This window comes from Caulobacter sp. GW821-FHT09H08 (genome assembly GCF_059415885.1).
In genome coordinates, this window is the sequence record NZ_JBWKOC010000006.1 from 145,848 (window position 1) to 169,032 (window position 23,185).

Sequence of the window (23,185 nt, forward strand, 5' to 3'; positions counted from 1 at the left end):
CCGTGAGGGGTGTACAAGATCATGGTTCGGACGAAGTTCTTGAAGGCGGCGCTCGCGGGCGGCGTCTGTGCTCTGGTGATGGCCGGCGTCGCGACGGCGCAGGTGCGAGCCTATGACATCCCCAAGGGGGACCTGAAGGCGGCGCTGGACGCCTTCACGCGCCAGACCGGCGTGCAGCTGGTCTACCGCGTCGACGACGTGAAGGGCGCGGCCTCGGCCGGCGCGCACGGCGCGCTGGAGCGCGATGAGGCCCTGCGCCGCATCCTGGCCGGCACCGGTCTGTCGGTGCGCCGCGACCGCTCGGGCGCCATCGCCATCGTCAAGGGATCGCCGGGTCCGTCCGCCGAAGCCGACGTCCCGGTGGAGCACGCCGCGCTGGTCGAAGAGGTCGTCGTCACGGGCACGCGCCTGAAGGCCTCGACCTTCGACGCCCCGACGCCGGTGATCGCCGTCGATCGCGACGACATCCTCGAGCAGGGCTACATGGACCTGGCCGAGGCGCTGGAGGACATGCCTGGCGTCGACCAGGCCGTGGCCCTGACCAACAGCCAGACCGCGACCCAGGCCAACGGCCTGTCGACCGTCAGCCTGCGCAACCTCGGTGAAAACCGCACCCTGACCCTGATCGACGGCCACCGCACGGTGTCGAACGCCGGCAACAAGAACGCGGTCAGCCTCAGCTCCATCCCCGAGTTCTTCGTCGACCGGGTGGAAGTCACCACCGGCGGCGCCTCGGCCGTCTACGGCTCGGACGCCATCGCCGGCGTCGTCAACATCATCACCGAGCGCAAGCTGGACGGCCTGCGCCTGCGCGTCGTCGGCGGCACGACCGATCACGGCGGCGGGGAGTCGCTGGAGTACTCGGTCGGCGCGGGCAAGCGCCTGCTGAACGACCGTCTCTACGTGATGGGCGGGCTGACCTTCGATCGCCAATTTCGGCTGATGGCCACCCAGCGCGACTTCGCCACCCAGTCGCTGATCTACTCGCAGTCGACCAATACGGTCACGGCGCCGGACCTGTCGACCAACACCCCGGGCGGGCGCTTCATCAGCGGTCGCTGGTTCTACGACCAGACCGGCCTGCGTCCGAACTTCGTCACCGCGACGGACGGCTTCGAGAACCGGACACGCGGCGTGCTGATCACCCCGCGCGACACGCTGAACGGCGCGGTGAAGGTCAGCTACGACGTCACCGACAACATCAAGCTGTGGAGCCAGTTCCTCTATTCGAAGGTGACGACGGATAGCTCGCGCGAGCCCTATTCGTTCAGCAACTCGACGACCTTCGGGGTCAATGACGAGTTCACCGTCGGCCGGATGTCGCGCACCCTGAACCCGTTCGCCCCGGCCGAGATCAAGGCCGCCGCCTCCAGCTCCGGCATCGACTTCCGCCGTCGCCTGGTCGAGGTCGGCGACAACCTGATCCACAACGAGCGCAAGACCCTTCGCGGGTGGCTAGGCCTGGAAGGCCATGCCTTCGCCGATTGGGACTGGAAGCTGACCTACGGCTACGGCGAGTTCGACGGCCTGCAGATCCGGGGCAACACCGTCAACCTGCAGCGCGTCTCGTGGGCCCTGGACAGCGAGCGCACCTCGACGGGCGTCATCCAGTGCCGCAGCGCCGCCGCCCGCGCCGATGGCTGCGTGCCGCTGAACATCCTCGGGGTCAATTCGATCACGCCGGAGATGGCCAACTACATCCGGGCCAACACCTGGTACCACCCGCAAAACCGCCAGGACACGGTGGAAGGCTACATGGCGGGTACGGCGTTCAACCTGCCGGCCGGTCCGGTCGAGGCTGCCTTCGGCTTCGAGAGCCGTCGCGACAAGACCCGCACGACGACCGATCCGCTCGTCCAGAACGGCCTGGGCAGCTCGTCCTACATCCCGGAGTACAGCGGGGTCATCAAGGCCAACGAGCTCTTCGCCGAAGCCTCGTTTCCGATCCTGCGCGACCTGCCGGGCGCCTACCGCCTGAGCGTCAACGCCGCCGCGCGGGTGGCCAAGTACAATCTCGACGCCGTCGACACGACCGCCAGCTATCGCGCCGGCGTGCAGTGGTCGCCGTTCAAGGACCTGCGCGTCCGCTCGGAGTGGGCAAGGGCGCAGCGCGCGCCGGACACCAGCGAGCTCTACTCGCCGCCGCGCGACGACGCCGACACCGTGGTCGACGTCTGCTCGGGCGTAACGGCCGCGACGACCGGCGTGATCGCCACCAACTGCCGGGCCAACACGGCCATCGCCGCGGCGATCACGGCCAATGCCGACCACACGTTCCGGCAGGTCTCGACCTCGATCAAGGCGCCCAACGGCGGCAACGCCAACCTGCACGAGGAGACGGCTGACACGATCACGGTCGGTCTCGTCTACACGCCGTCGTTCCTGCCGGGCCTGCAGGCCAGCGTCGACTACTACGACATCAAGGTCAGCGACGTGATCGCCTCGCTCAGCAACGCCAGCCTGCTGCTGGGCTGCTATTCGGACCCGGCGGGCGTCAACAACGCCTTCTGCGCCACGATCACGCGCGACAGCTCGGGCCAGCTGGTCCGCATCCTGAACCAGGAGCAGAACCTCAACGAGATGCGGGCGCGCGGCGTCGACGTCTCGGCCCTGTGGCGCTTCGACCTGGACCGCTGGGGCGTGCCGGGCAAGTTCACCGCCAAGATCAACTACAGCCGCCGCCTGGAGCTCTCGACCGAGTTCAACGGCATCACCAGCGTCGAACGCTCCGAGGACATCGGCGAGATCGGCACGGCCAAGAACGAGGCAAAGGCCAGCATCGCCTGGCGCAACAGCCGCTGGAACCTGCAGTGGTCGACCCGCTACATCGGCAAGGTCGTCGACAGCAACGAACGCGTCGCGCTGGCCAAGCAGTCGGGCTTCACCGATCCGCTGTACCTGAACGTCGACGCCTACTGGCGTCACGATGTCAGCTTCAAGTTCTCGCCGGACGTGAAGAACCCGCGCTTCCGCGTGTTTGGCACGGTCAGCAACGTGTTCGACAAGTACGGGCCGTTCCTGCCGGACGGCACCGACAGTGGTAACGCCTACAACTACAGCTCGGTCTACGGCGTGGCGGGACGGGCGTTCACGCTCGGCCTACAGTTCGACTACTGACGCGCCGTCGCGGCCGGGGCCTGCCCCCCTCGCTCCGGCCGCCCCCCTTTTCTGATCCGGGAGACGCCGATGGCTCGACCCACCGTTTCGCTCGTCCTGGCCCTGGCTCTCGTCGCCGGCTCGGCCATGGCCGGCTCTCCCGAATGGGAGACGCCCGAGGCCAAGGATCGCAAGAGCTTCACGCCTTATCTCAAGGACGAGGCGCTGGTGTTCAACGTGCTGGCCGGTCCGCCGAAGGATGGCGAAACCATCGCCTTCGACGACGCCATGGCCGTGCTGAAGCGCCAGAAGGAGACCACGCCGGAACGCTGGCGCGAGGCGGAAGCCGACGCCGACCGGCTGTACGACCGCTTCTCCGAAGCCTTCGGGGCCAAGCTGGAGCGCGCCAGCCTGCCGTTCACGATCCGGCTGTTGAACCGGCTGGAGCGCACGGTGAGCCGGCCGATCTTCGCGGCCAAGGACGTCTATCAGCGCGCTCGCCCGTATCAGGTGATGAAGCTGACCCGTGTCTGCGGCAAGTCCGCGCCGGACCCCGATCCCGACCTGACCAAGCGCACCTCCTATCCGTCGGGCCACACGGCCTACGGCTGGACGGCGGCCTTAGCTCTGGCCGATCTCGCGCCCGAGCGGGCGGGGCAAATCCTGCAACGCGGCGTGGCCTATGGCGACAGCCGGGTGATCTGCGGCGCGCACTTCCCCTCAGACGTCCAGGCCGGTCAGTTGATGGCCACGGCCGTCTACGAGCGGGTGAAGGCGTCGCCGGAGTTCCAGGAGGACTTCGCCTGCGCTCGGGCCGAGCGCACCGGCGACGCGACGCGGCTGGCCGCGTGTCGAGCGCGCCCAACGCCGCCGACGCCCTAGCGAAGGCGTCATTACTCAGACATAAGAGGCGCAAGTTCATCGGAGTGTGGGCATGCGTCGGGTTCTGAACGTCGGGAGACAACGCGGGACGGTCCTTGCCGTGTTGGCCGCCATCGGCCTGGCGCTGCTGATCCCCGCGCTCGGCTGGGCCGCCGATCAACCCCTCGTCATCGAGGGCAAGGTTTGGGGCGGCTTCGTCCTCGCCAACGGCGGGCGCGCCGCGACGATCTACTACGACCCCGCCGACGCCAAGGTCGTGGCCCATGCCGCAACGATGCTGGCCGACGACGTCGCGGCGGTGACCGGCGCCAAGCCGCGCGTCGTGGCCGCCAAGACGGTCGAGAACGGCGGCTCCGCGATCATCCTCGGAACCCTGGGCAAGAGCCGGCTAGTCGATGACCTAGCCGCACGCGGCAAGCTGAAGGTCGCGGAGCTGCGCGGGACCTGGGAGAGCTTCGTCATCGCGCCGGTCGGCGGCGCCTTGGTGATCGCCGGGAGCGACCGTCGCGGGACCGCCTACGGCGCCTTCGAGCTGAGTGAAGCGATCGGCGTCTCGCCTTGGACTTGGTGGGCGGACGTAACGCCGGCCAGGAAGACCGAGCTGACCGTTCCGCCGGGCATGCGCCGCTTCGGGCCGCCGTCGGTGCGCTATCGCGGGATCTTCATCAACGACGAGGACTGGGGCCTCTTCCCGTGGGCGGCGCGGACCCATGATCCTGCGCGCGGCAATATCGGACCCAAGACTTATGAGCAGGTGTTCGAGCTGCTGCTGCGCCTGAAGGCCAACACCCTGTGGCCGGCGATGCACAAGACCAGCGCGGCGTTCAACAGCGATCCGGCCAATGCGCGCCTAGCCGACGAGTACGGGATCGTCATGGGCTCGTCCCACGCCGAGCCGATGCTGCGCAACAATGTCGGCGAATGGACAGCGCCGGCCGACCAGTTCAACTACGCGATCAATCCGAAGGGCGTCGGCGCCTATTGGGAGGAGCGGGTCCAGGCCAACGGGCCTTACGAGTCCCTGTGGACCCTGGGCATGCGCGGCATCCACGACTCCGGCATCGTCGGCGCCAAGACGACGCCTGAGCGCGTCGCCCTGCTGGATAGGATCATTGCCGACCAGCGCGCCTTGCTGCGGAAGCACGTTGACCCGACCCTGACCCGCGCCCCGCAGATGTTCGTGCCGTACAAGGAGGTGCTGGACATCTATCGCGGCGGTTTGGACGTGCCGGACGACGTCACCATTGTCTGGCCGGACGACAATTTCGGCTACATCCGCCAGTTCCCCAAGGCGGCCGAGCGCAAGCGCGCGGGCGGGGCGGGGGTCTACTATCACCTGTCCTATCTGGGTGCGCCGCTGGCCTATCTGTGGCTGTCGACCACCCCGCCGGCATTGGTTCAGACCGAGATGACCCGCGCCTACGACCAGGGCGCCCGCACCATCTGGATCGCCAATGTCGGCGACATCAAGCCGGCTGAGATCGGGACCAGCCTGTTCCTGGAGATGGCCTGGGACATCGACCGCTGGCGAGGCAAGAGCCAGCGCGCCTTCCTCGACGACTGGTCGGGGCGGACGTTTGGCCGCGACGCGGCTGGCGCCGTGGGCGGGGTGCTCGAGGACTACTACCGCCTGAACTTCGAACTGCGGCCGGAATTCTTGCAGAGCGCGGGTCTGGACGAACGGGGCCGGGCCAATGGCGGCCCGGCGTGGGTCGATGGGCGGCTCAAGCGCTTCGCCGGCCTCGTCGCGGTCACCGATAATGTGCGGGCCAAGGTCCGACCCGAGCTTTCCGACGCCTTCTTCGAACTGGTTGACTACCCGGTGCGCGCCTCCGCCGCCGCTAACCGTCGCTTCTTCGCCGCCGAGCGCTATCGGCAACTGATCGATAGCGATCCCCTCCTGGCCCGCTCGGCCGGTGCGGTCGCCGTGGCGGCCGATGACGAGATCAAGGGCCTGACCCGGCGCTTCAACGACGAGATCGCCGGCGGCAAGTGGCGCTGGATCATGAGCGAGGAACCCGCCGACGGTCAGTGGCGCAGCTTCCGGACGCCGCTCGTGGTGCTGCCGGCGCGGGGGCTGGTGAGCGATCCCGGGCCCTTCCTCGCCAAGATCTCCGCCGCATCAATAGCGTCGCCCGCTGGTGTCTTCGAGGCTGAAGCCGGCCGAGCCAGCGGCAGTTGGATAAAGATCGAGGGGCTGGGCCGAGGCGATGGGAGCCTCGTGGCCGGGGCCGCTGGCGACAGCCTCGCCATGACGCTGGACGTGCCCGAGGGGGGAGCGCGCCGGCTTGAGCTGGGCCTGCTGCCGCTGTTCCCGAACGCCGGCGACACGGCGCTCAACCTGGATGTCGCGATCGACGGCGGCGCGCCGCGCGCGATCTCGGCGCCGCGTGTCACGGGCGACAAGAGCTGGTCGGCGGGCGTGCTCGACAACCTGCTGCGCGTCGACGCCGGTGTCGCGCTGGCCCCCGGGCCGCACGAGGTCGTGGTGACCGCGCGCGGCTCTGGCGTGGCGGTCGATCGCCTGATGCTGTCGCCGCCCGAGGTCGCCGGCCACTAGCCCATGCGCATTTCGGACTTGCTTTCCGACCCTTTCCCCGCGATGGGCGAAGCATGAGCCGTGCGCCGGAAAAGCCGCAGCGTCGCCGCCTGCAGGGCGTGACCATCGCCGACGTGGCCGCGCGGGCGGGCGTGTCTATCATGACCGTCTCGCGCGTCATCAATGGCGAGGGGCGGGTCAGCGAGGACACGCGGGCGCGGATCAGCGAGATCATCCGCGAGATGAACTACGCGCCCAGTCCCGCCGCGCGGGGCCTGGCCTCGGCCGGCGTGACGCGGATCGGCCTGCTCTACACCAACCCGTCGGGCGCCTATCTCAGCGAGTTCCTGATCGGCGTGATGGACGAGATCAGCCGCACCGGCGACCACCTGCTGCTGCATCGCTGCGACAGCCCCGAAGCCATCGCCGCCGCCGTCGCCAAGCTGGTGGAGGAGGGCGTCGACGGCGTCGTCCTGCCGCCGCCGCTGTGCGACTCGGATCAGGCGCTGGACCTCCTGGGCAAGGCCGGCAAGCCGGTGGTGGCCGTCGCCTCGGCCCGCGAGGACGAGGGCGTGCTGGCCGTGCGCCTGGACGACTACGCCGCCGCCCGGGCCATGACCGAGCACCTGCTGAGCCTGGGTCATCGCAAGGTGGCCTTCATCACGGGCGACGACGCGCAGTTGGCGGCGCAGCGCCGCCTGCAGGGCTTCCGCGACGCCCTTGGCGCGGTCGACCTCCAGCCGCACGCGGTGGCGGCGGGCGACTATTCCTACCGGTCCGGGATCGACGCGGCGATCGCGCTGCTGGACGCGCCCGATCGCCCGACGGCGATCTTCGCCGCCAATGACGACATGGCCTCGGCCGCCATGTCGATCGCTCACCGGCGAGGCCTGGATGTGCCCGGCGACCTGTCGATCGTCGGCTTCGACGACAGCCTGCTGGCCACCACCAGTTGGCCCGAGCTGACGACGATCCACCAGCCGATCGGCGAGATGGCGCGCGGGGCCATCGAGCTGCTCCTGCGCCATGTCCGGGCCCGCCGCACGGGCGCGGAGCCGGGCCCGACTGGCGTCCAGGCCGATTTCCGCCTGGTCGTCCGCGAGTCCGCCGCCAGCCTCTGATCCCCGATCCCTGAACTTTTCGGACGCGCCGGAAAGAATCCTCTTGCGTTAGCGCTAACGCATCGACATGAATGTTAGCGCTAACGCAACGCGCCGCAGAGCGCACAGGGGAGTGCGGGCCAGTCCGCGCGGGAGAGGAAACATGATCCGGTTCACCGGGCGCGCTCGGGGCGCGCTGATGATGGGCGTCTCGGCCATCGCCACCTTCACAGCCATGGGCGTCGCGACCAGCGCCTCCGCTCAACAGGCCGCCGCCGACCAGGGCCCGGCCCTGGAAGAGGTCGTGGTCACCGCCACCAAGCGCGAGACCCAGCTGATGACGACCCCGGTGGCGATCACCGCCGTCACCGCCGCGACGCTGGAGAAGCAGGGCATCACCAACGCCCTGCAACTGGACAAGCTGGTGCCCAACCTGAAGGTCTCGGACCAGTCGACCCTGGGCATGGGCGCGTTGCAGATGAGCATGCGCGGCATCGGCAATTCGAACTTCACCGAGCAGGGCGACCCGAACGTCGGCTTCCACGTCGACGGCGTCTACATGTCCCGCCCGCAGGCGGCATGGAACCTGCTGTTCGACGTCGACCGGGTGGAAGTGCTGCGCGGCCCGCAGGGCACGCTGTTCGGCCGCAACTCGACTGTCGGCGCGATCAACGTCATCGCCACCCGTCCGAAGCTGGGCGAGTTCAGCGGCAAGCTGGAAGGCCAGTACGGCAACTATGACGACCGCATGGTGCGCGGCGCCATCAACGTGCCGATCGGCGACAAGATCGCTCTGCGCGCCACGGCCTTCGCCCAGAAGCGCGACACCTATTACGACCTGCACCTGGACACGCGGAACGGCGCCACGCCGGCCGCCAACCCGTATCTGAACCTCGGCGACCCGACCTCGAAGTCGAAGGGCGCGGGCAGCCTGGACCACCAGGCCGTGCGCCTGTCGGCCCTGTTCAAGCCGGTCCCGGAAGGCTCGATCCTGCTGACCTACGAGAAGTACCAGTCCAAGTCGCCGGCCGCCCCGCTGACCGTGCGCGGCCACGAGTACGAGGCCTGGATGTCGGTGGCCAACAAGACCGACATGGACATCGAGTCCCTGCGCGCCGAGGTGAAGTACGAGTTCGCAGGCGCCGTCGAGGCCAAGTACACGTACGGGCATACGGACTACGAACACGAGATGATCATCGACCTGGACTCGGGCGTCTCGCGCTACCGTCCGTCGACGGCGCCGGGCACCGACCAGCAGTACTTCTGGGACCGCCCGTTCCACACCAAGTCGCGCAGCCACGAACTGCAGCTGACCTCGACCTATGACAGCCCGGTCAAATGGGTGGCCGGCTACTTCAACTTCAAGGAAGACACCGAGCGGAACCTCTGGATCGACCTGCCGCTGATCGCCGACGGCCTGATCGACTTCTGGCAGCCCAGCCGGGTGGCCAAGTCCGAGGCCTATTACGGCACGGTGGACTGGGACATCTCCGACCAACTGGCGGCGAAGTTCGGCGTGCGCCACTCCAAGGACCGCAAGACCGACCACGACGGCAGCCGCTACGACGCCTTCCCCGGCGACGGCGCCCAGGCCCGTTTCGGCGTGCCGTACTACCTGATGGCCAAGGGCATCTCGGACGCCGACTATCGTTCGGGCAAGAACACGGTCTATCAGGGCATCTCGCGCGTCACCGGCTTCCCGGCCGCGCCCGGCACTGCTGGCGCCCTGATCGCCGCCCAGAGCGGCGGTGTGGCTGCGCCGTTCGACCGCCTGTTCAACAACGACCACAGCTGGTCGAACACCGACTACAGCCTGACCCTGTCGTACAAGCCCAATGACGACACCTACCTCTATGGAACGGTGGCGACGGGCTACAAGTCGGGGACCTTCCAGGACACCTACTTCCAGGCCCGGTCCTACAAGGTCTACACGCCCGTCCTCGATCCCGAGAAGCTGACCAGCTACGAGGTCGGCTGGAAGCAGCGCTTCGAGCTGGGCGGCGGCCCGGCCCAGATCGCCGCGACGGCCTTCTACATGGACTACAAGGACAAGCAGGAAGCCATCCTGGTCGACTTCGGCGACCAGTTCTGCCCCTACACCTTCGGCGATTTCGACGGGAACGGCTTCGTCGAGGACTTCGTGCCCGGCCTGACCGGCATCCCGATCTTCAGCCAGGTCCAGTTCGATCCGAAGACCCTGAGGAACAACCTCTCGGCCACGCAGATCTCCAACTGCGCCAAGGAGCTGTTCGACACCCCGGCCATGCAGAACATGACCGAGCTGGTGCCGATCAACCTGGCCTCGGCGGCGATCGGCGGGCTGGAGCTGGAGTTCAGCTGGGCTCCGACCGCCAACGATCGCATCGGCGGCTTCGTGACGGCCATGGCCGAGAACAAGATCAAGAACATCGACACGACGCGCCTGCCGTTCATCCTGACCGACGCCCTGGCCTGCGGCGACCGCAAGGGCGGCTGCCCGCCGATCACCGCCATCGCCGGCAACAAGCTGCCGTTCGCGCCGAAGCTCACGGCCAACGTCAACTACGGCCACGACTTCCACCTCGGCAACGGTGGCGTCGTCACGGCCTGGGGGCAGGTGAACTACTCCAGCAGCTACTTCCTCTCGCTGTGGAACGTCGGGTGCTACACCTCGATCGCGACCGGCAAGGACGTCTGCAACAACGGCGACAAGCAGAAGGCCTACGCCACGGTCGACCTGTCGCTGCGTTACGCCCCCGACGACAAGAAGTGGTACGCCGAGGCCTACGGCACGAACGTGACCGGCGAGAGCTACGCGACGTTCAACCGCCGCAACGGCAACGACTTCGTCACCGGCTACGCCTTCAGTCCGCCGGCCTTCTACGGCCTGCGCGCGGGCGTCTACTTCTGATCCGAGGACCTTCCGCCGTCTCGTCCTGACGTCGGGCCGCCGGTCCAACACTTCCCCGGACCGGCGGACTTTCGGGCGGTCGCGCGAGCCTGTCGCGACCGCCCTCATTTTCTCCAAAATCCGAAAGCCTGATGACCAGCCAGCTTGCCCTGCGCGGCTTCAATCCGGATCCCAGCCTGGTGCGGGTAGGCGACGACTACTACGTCGCCACCTCGACCTTCGAGTGGTTCCCGGGCGTGCAGATCTTCCATTCGCGGGACCTCCTGACCTGGACCCTGGTCGCCCGTCCCCTGAACCGGCCCGACCTCCTGGACATGCGCGGCGTTCCCGACAGCTGTGGCGTGTGGGCGCCGTGCCTGTCCTACACGGATGGCAAGTTCTGGCTGGTCTACACGGTCGTCACGCGGTTCGACGGGGTGTTCAAGGACACCCAGAACTACGTCACCACCTGCGAGACCATCGACGGCGACTGGAGCCCGCGCGTCCACCTGAACAGCAGCGGCTTCGACCCCTCGCTGTTCCACGACGAGGACGGCCGCAAGTGGCTGGTCAACATGGTCTGGGACCATCGGCCGGACCGGAGCTCGTTCGGCGGTGTGCTGCTGCAGGAGTATGACCCGATCGGGAAGCGGTTGTTCGGCCCGATCCGCAACATCTTCGCCGGCAGCCCCGTGGGTCTCACCGAAGGCCCGCACCTCTACCGTCGTGACGGCTGGTACCACCTGATGGTCGCCGAAGGCGGCACCGGCTACGACCACGCCGTCACCACCGCGCGCAGTCGCGCGATCGAGGGCCCCTATGAAGCCGACCCGGCCGGTCCCCTGATCACCGCCAAGCCGACGCCCGAGGCGCCGCTGCAGCGCCTGGGCCATGGCAGCCTGGCGACGGCGCCCGATGGCGCGCCGGTCGTCATGCATCTGTGCAGCCGTCCGATCCCCGGCCTGCGCCGCAGCCCCATGGGCCGTGAGAGCGCCATCACCCGCTGCGCCTGGAGCCTGGACGGTTGGCTGCGCGCGATCCCGGGCGAGGCGGCGCCTCCACCAGCGCCCGTCGCGGAGGAGCGCCTGTACCGGTTTTCGCCGCAAGGCCTGGATCCGGACTTCCAGTGGCTGCGCACGCCGGACCCGACCGAGGTCTTCTCCCTGGCTGAGAAGCCCGGCTCCCTGCGCCTGCGGGGACGCGAGGCCTTGGGCGGGCTCTTCAGCCAGGCGCTGGTGGCGCGCCGCCAGACCGAGTTCGTCTATGAAGCCGAGACCGAGCTGACCTTCGAGCCCGACAGCTTCCAGCAGATGGCCGGGCTCGTCGCCTACTACAACGGCCACAAGCACCACTACCTGTACGTCTCGTGGGACGAGGTGGCCGGCAAGCACCTCGGGCTGATGTCCTGCAACGGCGACCTGTCGCTGGCCAACACCTTCCCGCTGAACGGCGCCCGCATTCCGCTGCCCAAGGGGCGGCCGGTGCGGCTGCGTGTCGAGGTCGATCACGAGCGCCTGGTCTTCAGCTGGTCGCTGGACGGCGAGGCCTGGGCCCGAGTCGGACCCGAGCTCGACGCCTCGGTGCTGTCCGACGAGGCTGGCAAGGGCGAGGGCGCCAACTTCACCGGCGCCTTCATCGGCCTGTGCGCCCAGGACCTGACCGGGCGTCGCCAGCCGGCGGACTTCACCTGGTTCCGCTACGTGACGCCAGGGACGACTTGAGCTTCGGCGCGGCCTTGCGCCATAGGCAACTGAACCGGCCGCAGACGCCGGGCGGGGAGTAACGATGAGCCAGCGTGACACGGCCGGCCGGCTGTCGATGGTCGAGAAGCTGGGCTACGGCCTGGGCGATGCGGCCAGCAACCTCGTCTTCCAGACGATCGTCAACTTCATCGCCTTCTACTACACCGACGTGGTCGGCCTGGCGCCGGCCCTGGTCGGGACGCTGTTCCTGGTCGTGCGGGTGTTCGACGCCGTGATCGATCCGGTGATGGGCGCGGTCGCCGATCGAACCCGCACCCGTTGGGGGCAGTTTCGGCCCTGGCTGGTCTGGCTGGCCCTGCCGTTCGGGGCCTCGGCGGTCCTGACCTTCGCGACGCCGCAGCTGCCGGGCCACGGCACGGCGATCTACTGCTTCATCGCCTACACGGTGCTGATGATCTTCTACACGGGGGTCAACATCCCCTACGGCGCCATGGCGGCGGCCATGACCACCGATCCCCAGGAGCGGACCTCGCTGCAGTCATGGCGGTTCGCCCTGGCCATGGTCGGCAACATGATCGTGTCGGGCGCGACCCTGCCGCTGATCGAGCTGTTCGGCCACGGCGACCGGGCCAAGGGTTACCTCTGGACCATGGTGGTCTTCGCGGTCCTGGCGGTCGTCATGCTGCTGGGCTGCTTCGCCGCCGTCCGCGAGCGGGTGGTCCCGGAGCAGCGTGAGGCGGGCGAGACCGGCTCGATCCTGGCCGACGCCAGGGCGCTGTGGGCCAACGACCAATGGCGGGTGCTGGCCGGGATCAATTTCGCGCTGCTGATCTCGGTCGTCATGCGCGGCACGGCGGCGCTGTATTTCGTTCGCTACGTCCTGCGCGAGCCGGATCGGGCGACGGCGTACCTGACCCTGGGCACGCTGGGTGGCGTGATCGGCAGTGTGTTCGCGGGCAACCTGCACAAGGGGCCGAACGCCCGGGAGCTCGGCGTGATCACCGCCGCCCATGGAGGGCTCCTGGCGATCCTGGTCGCCGCCGGCCTCGTCACGCCTGACCTGCTGATCCCGGCCACGGGAGCCGTCGTGGTGGGCTATGGCCTCGCCAAGCTGTCCGGCGCCTGGCTCGACCGGGTTCGCGCCTTCGGGGTCCTGATGGTCCTGCAGGCCCTGGGGCAGGTCGGGCTGTTCTTCACCGCCCACGCCAGCCTGGAGGTCAGCGCGGCGGTGTTCGTGCTGGTCATGCTGCTGAACCAGGTCGCCGTGCCTGTCCTCTGGGCGCTGATGGCCGACAGCGTCGACTACGGCCAGTGGAAGACCGGGCGGCGGATCACCGGTCTCAACTTCTCGACCATGCTGTTCGCCCTGAAGATGGGCGTGGCGGTCGGCGGTGCGCTCGCGGCGTGGCTACTGGGTTGGTACGGCTATGTGGCCAACGCCGCCCAGAGCGACCGCGCCATGCACGGCATCGCGGTGGTGTTCGGCCTGGGGCCCGCCGTGGCCTGTCTCGGCGTCGCCGCGATCAGCCTGGCGATCCGGCTGACGATGAAACAGATGCGCCAGGTGCACGTCGAGCTGGCCCGATAGGGCGGCGCCTCGGCACATTTCAAGCAGGCTGGCCTGAACCCGGGCGCGCGGCATGGACGCCGCGCGTCCGCGCTCATGCGTGGTCAAACACGCTCGCCGCGCCTTGCGGCGTGGTGCTCGATAGCGATGTCTGGAAATGGTGAGGGCCCAAACGCCTAAGCGTTTGGGCCCTCATGGTGCCACGACAGGGACTCGAACCCTGGACCTCAGCCTTACCAAGGATGCGCTCTACCACTGAGCTACCGCGGCGAAGAGGAGGGGCGTATAGCGAGGAGAATCGCAGATGCAAAGCCCAAAATCGTCTTGACCGGCGATCTTTGTCGCCGCACCCCCGACACATGCCGATCAGCGACGACAAATCGACCCGCGAGGCCAAGCTGGCCGAAGCCCTCAGAACCAACCTGCGCAAGCGAAAAGCCGCGTTTCGCAGGGATTCTGGCGATTTAGACCCGGCGATCGCCGCCGCCGAAGCGGCGCCGCAGCCGTATAACGCCGTTCGCAAACTGCTGGGGATAAGTCACCGCGATGGCACGCGGGTCGAGATCGTGGTCGAGCTCTCCGCGCCGTTTCCGAATCCGGACGGCGATGATTGGGCCGTCGCGGTGCGGCTCGCCGGCGCGGGCGGGCAGTTCGACACCGAGGTCGGCAAGGCCGCGTTCGGGCGCGACGGGCTGGCGGCGACCCGCAAGGCGGTCGACCTGGCGCAGGTCGCCCTGGACCTGGCCAGCACGACCCACGACCTGCGTTGGCCGGACGACGAGCGGCCCTACGATCTATCCTCTCCAGCATAGGGGCCGATCCAGCGCCAATTTAGTGGGGGAGGGCCTTGCAACCCCTCTTGCAACGGATAGAACCCGCCCCTCACATGTGAGCCGCGCGGCGACCCTCCGTCCGCGCGTTCGAGGGACCTAATGGATCGCATCGCCATCACCGGCGGCGCGCGGCTGAACGGGACGATCCCGGTCAGCGGCGCCAAGAACTCGGCCATCAAGCTGATGGCGGCCAGCCTGCTCACCGACGAGCCGCTGCGCCTGACCAACATGCCGCGCCTGGCGGACACCCGGTTCCTGGGCAAGCTGCTGACGCGCCTGGGCGTCAGCGTCACCGAGAGCGATGGTCCCGACGGCCAGCAGACCCTCCTGCACGCGCCCGAGATCACCAGCGGCTTCGCGCCCTACGACCTGGTCCGCCAGATGCGCGCCTCGTTCAACGTGCTGGGCCCGCTGGTCGCCCGTTCGGGCCAGGCCAAGGTCTCGCTGCCGGGCGGCTGCACCATCGGCGCGCGTCCTGTCGATCTGCACCTTCAGGCCATCGAAGCCCTGGGCGCCAAGATCGACCTGCACGAGGGCTATGTCTACGCCCAGGCCCCGCGCGGCCTGAAGGGGGCGGAGATCACCTTCCCGATCGTGTCGGTGGGCGCCACCGAGCACGCCATGCTGGCTGCTGTGCTGGCCAATGGCACGACGGTGATCCACAACGCCGCCTGCGAGCCCGAGCTGGTCGACCTGCAGGAATGCCTGAACGCCATGGGCGCCAAGGTCTCGGGCGCGGGCACCTCGACGGTCACCATCACCGGCGTCGCTCGCCTGCACGGCGCGACCCACGCGGTGATCCCGGATCGTATCGAGATGGGCACCTACGCCGTCGCCGCCGCCATGGCGGGCGACGAGGTCCGCCTGACCAAGGCGCGTCCGCACCTGATCGACAGCCTGCTGGAGAAGCTCGAAGAGGCCGGCTGCGGCGTCGAGCCGACCGACGACGGCGTCATCATCCGCCGCAAGGCCGAGCGCCTGAAGGCGGTCGATATCGAGACGGCGGCCTTCCCGGGCTTCGCCACCGACCTGCAGGCCCAGTTCATGGCCCTGATGACCGTGGCCGACGGCGAGAGCCGCATTCGCGAGACCATCTTCGAGAACCGCTTCATGCACGCCCCCGAGCTGATGCGCCTGGGCGCCGACATTTCGGTCTCCGGCGGCGAAGCCCGCGTGCGCGGCGTCGCCCAGCTGGAAGGCGCCGAGGTGATGGCCACCGACCTGCGCGCCTCGGTCAGCCTGGTGATCGCTGGCCTGGTCGCGCGCGGCGACACCACGGTCAGCCGCATCTACCACCTGGATCGCGGCTTCGAGCGCCTGGAAGAGAAGCTGGGCGCCTGCGGGGCCCAAGTCCGTCGCATCGCCGGCGACGGCGAGCCGGAGCTCTAGGATGGCCGAGACGGCAAAGCCGCTACGCCTGCTGGCCCAGGACGCCGACGACCTCGGCGTGCTGTCGGCCGCCCTGCAGGACGCCGTGGCCAAGATCGGCGACATCCGTTGGGACGCGCAGGCGCGGACCCTGACCCTGGCCTGCAACCGCTTCCGCTGGGAAGCCGCGAAAGCCAAGCAAGGCGAGCGCGTGCGTTCCGCCCTGCAGTTCGGCGACGTCTCGGGCGTGCAGGCGCGCAACCTGCGCCGCGACGCCAAGGGGGCGGTGGTCGAGCTGCTGTCGATCGGCTTCGAGCCGGGTGAGGAAGCCCCGGCCGGCGTCGTCACCCTGGTCTTCGCGGGCGGCGGCGACATGCGGGTTTCGGTGGACTGCCTGGACGTGGCCCTGGCCGACGTCTCCGATCCGTGGGCGACGCCCCGGACGCCGGGTCACGCGGACTAAGCGGAGCCGAAACCTCGCCTTCGACAGGCTCAGGGTGAGGTTTCTACTGGAGCGCCGAGCGTAGTCCTCACCCTGAGCTCGTCGAAGGGCGGGGACGCACCCTCGGCGTCCCGGAGCTGATTTGCCGAACGCTGTTCCGTCGATTGCCTCGAACGACGAAGCGCGCCTAAGCTTCGCCGCATGAGCACTCCCGACAGCGATCTGTGGAACGAGGACCTGGCGCCGACCAGCGAGGCCCAGCGCACCTGGCGCTGGCGGCACTTCGCGGCGCTGTGGTTGGGCATGGTCATCTGCGTGCCGGCCTACATGCTGGCCTCGGGCCTGATCGAGCAGGGCATGTCGGCCGGGCAGGCGGTGCTGACCGTGCTGGCGGGTAATGTCGTCGTCCTGGTCCCCATGCTGCTGATCGGCCACGCCGGCGCGCGCTGGGGCGTGCCTTACGCCGTGCTGGCCCGTTCGTCGTTCGGCTGGAAGGGCGCACGGATCCCGGCCGTGGCGCGGGCGATCGTCGCCTGCGGCTGGTATGGCATCCAGACCTGGATCGGCGGCGGGGCGCTCTTGACCCTGCTGGGCGTCATTGTCGGCAAGAAGCTGGAAGGCGCGCCGTTGCCGCTGCTGGGCATCGGTCTCGGCCAACTGCTGGCCTTCTTCGCCTTCTGGGCCATTCAGCTGCTGTTCGTCACCAAGGGCCTGACGGCGGTGCGCAAGCTGGAGACCTGGACCGCGCCGATCAAGATCCTGATCTGCGGCCTGATGGTCTGGTGGGCGGTGTCCAAGGCCGGCGGCCTGGGGCCGATCTTCCACCAACCCTCGGCCTTCGTCGAAGGCGGGCCCAAGGCCGGCCAGTTCTGGAGCGTCTTCGCGCCGGCCCTCACGGCCATGGTCGGTTTCTGGGCGACCCTGGCCCTGAACATCCCCGACTTCACCCGTTTCGCTCGTGCTCAGTCGGACCAGATCATCGGCCAGGCCGTGGGCCTGCCGGCGCCGATGGGCCTGCTGGCCCTGGTCAGCGTGGTGACGACCTCGGCGACGGTCATCGTGTTCGGCAAGGCGATCTGGGACCCGGTGCAGCTGGCCGGCGATATCGGCGGCATCGCGGTGGTCGTGGGCCTGCTGATCATCAGCCTGGACACGGTGTGCTGCAACATCGCCGCCAACCTGGTCGGGCCGGCCTATGACTTCTCGGCCCTGTGGCCCAGCAAGATCAGCTATCGCATCGGCGGCTGGATCACGGCCGTCATCGGCGTGCTGATCATGCCCTGGAAGCTGCTGGAGACGACCCAGGGCTACATCTTCACCTGGCTGGTCGGCTATGGCGCGCTGCTGGGGCCCATCGCGGGCATCCTGATCGTCGACTACTGGATCGTGCGGAAGGCCCAGCTGGCGGTGGACGACCTCTACGCCAAGGATGGGGCCTATGCGTATCGCGGCGGCTGGAATCTGGCGGCGATGGTGGCGCTGATGCTGGGCGTGCTGCCCAACCTGCCGGGCTTTCTGGCGGCGGCCGCGCCGCATCTGTTCGGGAGCGTCGGCGCGTTCTGGACAGGGCTCTACACCTACGCCTGGTTCGTGGGGCTGGCGATCGCGGCGACGGTGTACGGCGTGCTGATGCGGGGCAAGGCGTAAGGCCGCTTGCAGCTTTCTCACTTGCTTGCCGCCGCAAAAGCCGCATTTAAGCGGCCATGCGCCGTTTCTCCTTCACCGACCCCGGTTTCGCCGCCGCCTTCAAGGCCTTCCTCGATGAGCGTCGCGGCTCGCCGGCCGATGTCGACGCCGCCGCCGCCGAAGTGCTGGAGGCCGTGCGCACCAAGGGCCTGGACGCGCTGCTCGACTACAGCCGCAAGTTCGACAAGGTCGAGCTGACCGCCGAGACCATCCGCGTCACCGCCGAGGAGATCGAGCAGGGCGCGGCCGACACCCCCGCCGACGTGCGCGAGGCCATCGCCTTCGCCGCCGCTCGCATCCGCGCCTATCACAGCCGTCAGCGCCCGGCCGACCAGGCCTGGACCGACGAGGCCGGCGTCGAACTGGGCTGGCGCTGGACGCCGTTGGAAGCGGTGGGCGTCTATGTCCCCGGCGGCCGCGCGGCCTATCCCTCGACCGTGCTGATGAACGCCGTGCCCGCCCAGGTGGCCGGCGTCGACCGCATCGCCATGGTCACGCCGCCCGGCAAGCTGCAGCCCGCCGTGCTGGCCGCCGCCAAGGAAGCCGGCGTCACCGAGATCTGGCGCGTGGGCGGGGCCCAGGCCGTGGCCGCGCTCGCCTACGGCGCGGGTCCGATCCAGCCGGTCGACAAGATCGTCGGCCCCGGCAACGCCTATGTCACCGCCGCCAAGCGCCGTTTGTACGGGGTGGTTGGGATCGATGCTCTCGCGGGCCCCTCCGAGATCGTGGTCGTCGCCGACGGCCAGAACAATCCCGACTGGATCGCCGCCGACCTGCTGAGCCAGGCCGAGCACGACCCGGCCGCCCAATCGATCCTGATCACCGACGATGAAGCCTTCGCCGCCGCCGTCGAGGCCGCCGTCATCGAGCGCCTGAAGACCCTGGCCACCGGCGAGGATGCCGCCGCCTCGTGGCGCGACCACGGCGCGGTGATCATCGCTCCGCTGGAGGAGAGCCCGGCCCTGGTCGACGCCATCGCTCCGGAGCACGTCGAGTTCGCGATGGAGAACCCCGAGCGCCTGTCGGACCGTGTCCGCCACGCCGGCGCGATCTTCCTGGGCCGCGTCACGCCGGAAGCGATCGGCGACTATGTGGCCGGCTCGAACCACGTGCTGCCGACCAGCCGCGCGGCCCGCTTCCAGTCGGGCCTGTCGCTCTACGACTTCATCAAGCGCACCTCGATCGTGAAGTGCGACGCGGCCTCGTTCGGCATCCTGGGACCGCACACCGTGGCCCTGGCCAAGGCCGAAGGTCTGCCCGCCCACGCGCTCTCGGCTTCGATAAGGTTGCCAACCGCCGACTGACGCGCGAACCTCCCGCGTCAGATGAGCACCGACGACCGCGCCAGCCACAAGATCAAGTCGATCGAGATCGACGAGGACAGCCTCGCGGCCGCTTCGCGCGACCAGGAGCAGGAGCGCCAGGTCGCGATCTTCGATCTTCTCGAAGGCAACTACTTCGAACCGGCGGAAGCCGCGGGCGGTCCGTACGACATCCGGCTGTCGCTGCTGGAGAACCGCCTGGCCTTCGACATCCGGGGCGGGGAATACGAACGCCGGCACCTGTTGTCGCTGTCGCCGTTCCGGGGCGTGATCAAGGACTACTTCCTGATCTGCGACAGCTACTACTCGGCGATCCGCAACTCGACGCCGCAGCAGATCGAGGCCTTGGACATGGGCCGGCGCGGCCTGCACAACGAGGGCTCGAACCTTCTGCGCGAGCGCCTGGACGGCAAGGTCAAGACCGACCTCGACACCGCCCGGCGCCTGTTCACCCTGATCTGCGCGCTGCACTGGCGGGGCTGAGGCTCGTGTCGGATCTTCCGGATGCAGTGCTCTTCACCTGCAACTACAACCGCGTGCGCTCGCCGATGGCCGAGGGGCTGTTCAAACGCTTCTACGGCACGCGGGCGTTCGTGGACTCCTGCGGGCTGAAGCCGGACCCGGCGGGGGAGGGGATCGACCCCTTCGTCGTGGTGGTGATGGACGAGCTGGGTCTGGACGTCTCGGACCACAAGCCCAAGACCTTCGCCCACCTAGAGGACGACAGCTTCGATGTCGTCGTCTCGCTGACGCCGGAAGCCCAGCACCGGGCCGTGGAGCTCTCGCGCGATCGGTCCGTCGAGATCCAGTACTGGCCGACCCATGATCCCACCCTGGTGGACGGCTCGCGCGAGGCGCGGCTGGAGGCCTATCGCGAGGTTCGCGACACCCTCGCCGAGCAAATTAAGCTACGTTTCGGGGCGCCATCGACGTTTGGGGGGTGAATGCGTTATAGAGGCGCCTCGCCGCGAAGGGCCTCGTCCTGACTCACCCGTCAGGCGTACCCTCGCGGCTATCCGATTCGCTCGTTTTGAGAGGCCTGATGGCTAAGGAAGAACTGCTCGAGTTTCCCGGTACGGTCAGTGAACTGCTGCCGAACGCCACCTTCCGGGTGACGCTTGAGAACGCACACGAGATCATCGCCCACACGGCCGGCAAGATGCGCAAGAACCGCATCCGCGTGCTGGCTGGCGACAAGGTCCTGGTCGAAATGACCCCCTACGACCTGACCAAGGGCCGTATCACCTACCGCTTCAAGTAAGCGCCAATGGCTACGTTGACGGCCGCCCAGCCGGCGCTGGTGCTGGCCAGCGCGAGCCCGCGGCGTCTCGATCTCTTGGCCCAGGTCGGCGTCACGCCCGACCGGGTCGATCCCGCCGACATCGATGAGACACCCCTGCGCGACGAAACCCCGCGCAGGCACGCCCTGCGCCTGGCGCAGGAGAAGGCGCGCGCGGTTGCGGCCCGCGCGCCGGGCGACTTCGTGCTGGCCGCCGATACGGTGGTGGCTGTCGGCCGGCGCATCCTGCCCAAGGCCGAGACCGAGGCGGATGTCCTCTATTGCCTGAAGCTGCTGTCCGGCCGGAACCACAAGGTCCTGACCGGCGTCGCCCTGATCGCCCCGGACGGCCGCGAGGCCACGCGCCTGGTCGAGACCAAGGTCGGCTTCAAGCGCCTGTCCGACGCCGAGCGTAACGGTTACATCCAGAGCGGTCAGTGGAAGGGCAAGGCGGGCGGCTACGGCGTCCAGGGCCTAGCCGGTGGCTTCATCACCGACCTGCAGGGCTCCTATCCCAGCGTGGTTGGTCTGCCGCTCTACGAAACCCTGAACATGCTCACCGGCCTGGGGTATCGGCCATGAACGCCAAGACTGGACACGACCGAGCCGCCGCCAAGGTTCCCATCGAGCGCCGCGCCTATCTCTACAAAGGCGTCGGCGAGACCGCCGGCGTCGTGACCCTGGACGGCCGCCCCGAGCGATTGTTCGTGTCCTGGCCCGGGGACGACCCGCTGGACGCCGAAGGCGTGCGCGGCGTCGCCCGCATCAAGAAGATCGAAAAGGCCTTCGCCTCGGCCTTCGTGGCCCTTCCGGGCGGTCAGGATGTGATCCTGCCGCTGCGGCCCGACATGCCGGCCCTGGTCGAGGGCGGCGTGGTCGAGATCGAGATCAAGACCGCCTCGCGCGCCGGCAAGGCCGCCGTGGCGCGCTTCGTCGCCGAAGGGCAGGGGGAGCCGCGCGTGCTCGCCGAGGCCTCGACCATCGAGGAGCGCCTGAGGCAGCACGTGAAGGCCGGCTCGCCCTCGACGGGCGACAAGGCCCTGGCCGCCGTCGAGGAGGCCGAGAGCGACGCCCTGGCCGTGATCTTCGACCTGCCCGGCGGCGGCGACATCGCCGTGGAGCCCACCCGAGCCCTGACGTCCGTCGACGTCGACCTGGGCGCGCGGGAAGCCACCGATTCGAAGCGCGCCGCTCGCCAGGCCAATATGGCCGCCCTCAGCGTCGCGGCGCGTGTCCTGCGCCTGAAGGGACTGGGCGGCATCATCGTCTTCGATCTCGTCGGGCGCGGCCATGACGGCCAGGCCCTGACGACGGCCGCCCGCAACGCCTTCGCCCTGGATAACCCCGGTGTGGGAATCGGGGGGATCAGCAAGTTCGGCACGATGGAAATGATCGTCCCGCGCCGGTCGGCGCCGATTCTCGACCGTCTCCTTACCCAGAACGGGTCGCCTAATCCGCGTCACGTCGCTCGCCGCCTGGCGAGGGCGCTCGAGCGCGAGGGGCGGGCGGATCCCGGTGGTCGCCTGACGGCGCGTTGCGCGTCCGCCGTCGCCGAAGCCTTCCTGGCCGAGCTCGACGCCGGCGTGGCCGAGCGCCTGGGTCGCAGATTCGCGGTCGAGGCTCAGGCCGGCTGGCCGGTTGATCGCCTGGAGGTGTCCGCCGCATGAGCAGCAAGTGCCCTATCTGCGCCAAACCCGCCGAAACCGGCTTCAGGCCTTTCTGCTCGAAGCGCTGCGCGGACGTCGACCTTCAGCGCTGGCTGAGCGACCGCTACGTCGTCCCCGGTGGCGAAAGCGACGACGAAAACCCCCCAGGGAATCTGTCTTCCGAAGACATCCACAGGGAATGAAAAACGAGGCTGGACATCCATTCCGGCCTCCCCTATAGACCCGGCTCCTCGCTGCACGGCGAGGTCGCCGAGGCGGTTTCGATCGCTGAACGCAAGATGCCTGAGTAGCTCAGTTGGTAGAGCAGCGGATTGAAAATCCGCGTGTCACTGGTTCGAATCCGGTCTCAGGCACCACCTTTCCTCTTCCTCTTGGAAGCTTAAGCGCCTTGTCGGGCCGCCCTGGAAGCCAGGTCGGCCACATCGTCGTTTCCGACGGCTTCGCCGTTGACGCCCCGGAGTGGGTTTCCCATCTGCCAAGTCGGCGGGCGCCTTTCTTCATCGACCGGCGTTTTGTTGCCTTGCTGCAGTGCAGCATGGTTTTTCTCGTTATCAGGGAAAAACCGCCCCTATTTCCGGAAAACCCTTTTGTGCGGCGCGGCAAAGCCCGGTGGCTAAGGCCGTCGGCGATGAGTTTGTGCCCAAATGATCCCCTTGACGGTGCGAAAAGGGGTTGCCAAAGGACCACAGCCGCAATTCTAACATTGCGGTAAGACCGGAGCCTCGAGAGGGGCCTCGGTTGCCCGCGCTTCGAAACGATCCTTCTGGAGGCCTGGTCCTCGTGAGGGGCGTAACGGGTCGAGCGCAGCGAAGCGGGTCCGCCAGGTTTGGGA

At 68.5% G+C, this 23,185-nt stretch carries 18 protein-coding genes and 2 tRNA genes; 19 read left to right on the top strand and 1 reads right to left on the bottom strand.

Going from position 1 to position 23,185, the window contains the following annotated elements:
* Positions 1 to 21: 21 nt before the first annotated feature.
* The 7 genes from AC07NN_RS20720 (at position 22) to AC07NN_RS20750 (ending at position 13,777) form a co-directional block, all read left to right on the top strand.
* Positions 22 to 3,117 carry a TonB-dependent receptor domain-containing protein gene (locus AC07NN_RS20720; RefSeq protein ID WP_494645314.1) on the top strand — a complete coding sequence of 1,032 codons (3,096 nt, stop codon included), beginning with the start codon at positions 22 to 24 and terminating at the stop codon, positions 3,115 to 3,117.
* 69 nt (positions 3,118 to 3,186) lie between these two features.
* Positions 3,187 to 3,978, top strand: coding sequence for an acid phosphatase (locus AC07NN_RS20725; protein WP_494645316.1), 792 nt, complete (start codon positions 3,187 to 3,189; stop codon positions 3,976 to 3,978).
* Between the two features lie 100 nt (positions 3,979 to 4,078).
* Positions 4,079 to 6,538: a glycosyl hydrolase 115 family protein gene (locus tag AC07NN_RS20730; RefSeq protein WP_494645318.1), complete on the top strand. Its 2,460-nt coding sequence runs from the start codon at positions 4,079 to 4,081 to the stop codon at positions 6,536 to 6,538.
* 53 nt (positions 6,539 to 6,591) lie between these two features.
* A complete protein-coding gene (locus AC07NN_RS20735; protein WP_494645320.1) occupies positions 6,592 to 7,638 on the top strand; it encodes a LacI family DNA-binding transcriptional regulator in 1,047 nt (348 codons plus the stop codon).
* A 142-nt stretch (positions 7,639 to 7,780) separates the two neighbouring features.
* The gene (locus tag AC07NN_RS20740) at positions 7,781 to 10,507 is read left to right on the top strand and encodes a TonB-dependent receptor (RefSeq protein ID WP_494645322.1); all 2,727 of its coding nucleotides are present in this window, start codon (positions 7,781 to 7,783) and stop codon (positions 10,505 to 10,507) included.
* Positions 10,508 to 10,638: 131 nt separating this feature from the next.
* Complete coding sequence (locus AC07NN_RS20745) at positions 10,639 to 12,207, top strand: glycoside hydrolase family 43 protein (RefSeq protein ID WP_494645324.1); 1,569 nt, start codon at positions 10,639 to 10,641, stop codon at positions 12,205 to 12,207.
* Positions 12,208 to 12,271: 64 nt separating this feature from the next.
* On the top strand, positions 12,272 to 13,777 hold the full coding sequence (locus AC07NN_RS20750; RefSeq protein ID WP_494645326.1) for a glycoside-pentoside-hexuronide (GPH):cation symporter: 1,506 nt from the start codon (positions 12,272 to 12,274) through the stop codon (positions 13,775 to 13,777).
* A gap of 174 nt (positions 13,778 to 13,951) precedes the next feature.
* Here the strand turns inward: AC07NN_RS20750 and AC07NN_RS20755 are convergent.
* Positions 13,952 to 14,026, bottom strand: a tRNA-Thr gene (locus tag AC07NN_RS20755).
* An 89-nt stretch (positions 14,027 to 14,115) separates the two neighbouring features.
* On the opposite strand from AC07NN_RS20755, the gene AC07NN_RS20760 reads away from it, so the two are divergent.
* The 12 genes from AC07NN_RS20760 to AC07NN_RS20815 all read left to right on the top strand — a co-directional run bounded on the left by AC07NN_RS20760 (position 14,116) and on the right by AC07NN_RS20815 (position 22,709).
* On the top strand, positions 14,116 to 14,568 hold the full coding sequence (locus AC07NN_RS20760; protein WP_494645328.1) for a hypothetical protein: 453 nt from the start codon (positions 14,116 to 14,118) through the stop codon (positions 14,566 to 14,568).
* Between the two features lie 120 nt (positions 14,569 to 14,688).
* Positions 14,689 to 15,978: a UDP-N-acetylglucosamine 1-carboxyvinyltransferase gene (murA, locus tag AC07NN_RS20765; protein ID WP_494645330.1), complete on the top strand. Its 1,290-nt coding sequence runs from the start codon at positions 14,689 to 14,691 to the stop codon at positions 15,976 to 15,978.
* A 1-nt stretch (position 15,979) separates the two neighbouring features.
* Positions 15,980 to 16,420 carry a DUF2948 family protein gene (locus AC07NN_RS20770; RefSeq protein WP_494645332.1) on the top strand — a complete coding sequence of 147 codons (441 nt, stop codon included), beginning with the start codon at positions 15,980 to 15,982 and terminating at the stop codon, positions 16,418 to 16,420.
* A gap of 180 nt (positions 16,421 to 16,600) precedes the next feature.
* Positions 16,601 to 18,046: an NCS1 family nucleobase:cation symporter-1 gene (locus AC07NN_RS20775; protein WP_494645334.1), complete on the top strand. Its 1,446-nt coding sequence runs from the start codon at positions 16,601 to 16,603 to the stop codon at positions 18,044 to 18,046.
* Between the two features lie 56 nt (positions 18,047 to 18,102).
* Entirely contained in the window at positions 18,103 to 19,389 is a 1,287-nt protein-coding gene (hisD, locus tag AC07NN_RS20780; protein WP_494645336.1) for a histidinol dehydrogenase, read from the top strand.
* 21 nt (positions 19,390 to 19,410) lie between these two features.
* Positions 19,411 to 19,890: a UPF0262 family protein gene (locus AC07NN_RS20785; protein WP_494645338.1), complete on the top strand. Its 480-nt coding sequence runs from the start codon at positions 19,411 to 19,413 to the stop codon at positions 19,888 to 19,890.
* Positions 19,891 to 19,895: 5 nt separating this feature from the next.
* Positions 19,896 to 20,351 carry an arsenate reductase/protein-tyrosine-phosphatase family protein gene (locus AC07NN_RS20790; RefSeq protein WP_494645340.1) on the top strand — a complete coding sequence of 152 codons (456 nt, stop codon included), beginning with the start codon at positions 19,896 to 19,898 and terminating at the stop codon, positions 20,349 to 20,351.
* Between the two features lie 98 nt (positions 20,352 to 20,449).
* Complete coding sequence (gene infA, locus AC07NN_RS20795; protein ID WP_035044427.1) at positions 20,450 to 20,668, top strand: translation initiation factor IF-1; 219 nt, start codon at positions 20,450 to 20,452, stop codon at positions 20,666 to 20,668.
* Positions 20,669 to 20,674: 6 nt separating this feature from the next.
* Positions 20,675 to 21,268: a Maf family protein gene (locus tag AC07NN_RS20800; protein ID WP_494645342.1), complete on the top strand. Its 594-nt coding sequence runs from the start codon at positions 20,675 to 20,677 to the stop codon at positions 21,266 to 21,268.
* Complete coding sequence (locus AC07NN_RS20805) at positions 21,265 to 22,353, top strand: ribonuclease E/G (RefSeq protein WP_494645344.1); 1,089 nt, start codon at positions 21,265 to 21,267, stop codon at positions 22,351 to 22,353. The genes AC07NN_RS20800 and AC07NN_RS20805 overlap by 4 nt, the downstream gene beginning before the upstream one ends.
* The gene (locus tag AC07NN_RS20810; protein ID WP_494645346.1) at positions 22,350 to 22,535 is read left to right on the top strand and encodes a DNA gyrase inhibitor YacG; all 186 of its coding nucleotides are present in this window, start codon (positions 22,350 to 22,352) and stop codon (positions 22,533 to 22,535) included. Before AC07NN_RS20805 ends, AC07NN_RS20810 begins: the two co-directional genes overlap by 4 nt.
* Positions 22,536 to 22,633: 98 nt before the next feature.
* Positions 22,634 to 22,709, top strand: a tRNA-Phe gene (locus AC07NN_RS20815).
* The last annotated feature ends 476 nt before the right edge of the window (positions 22,710 to 23,185 follow it).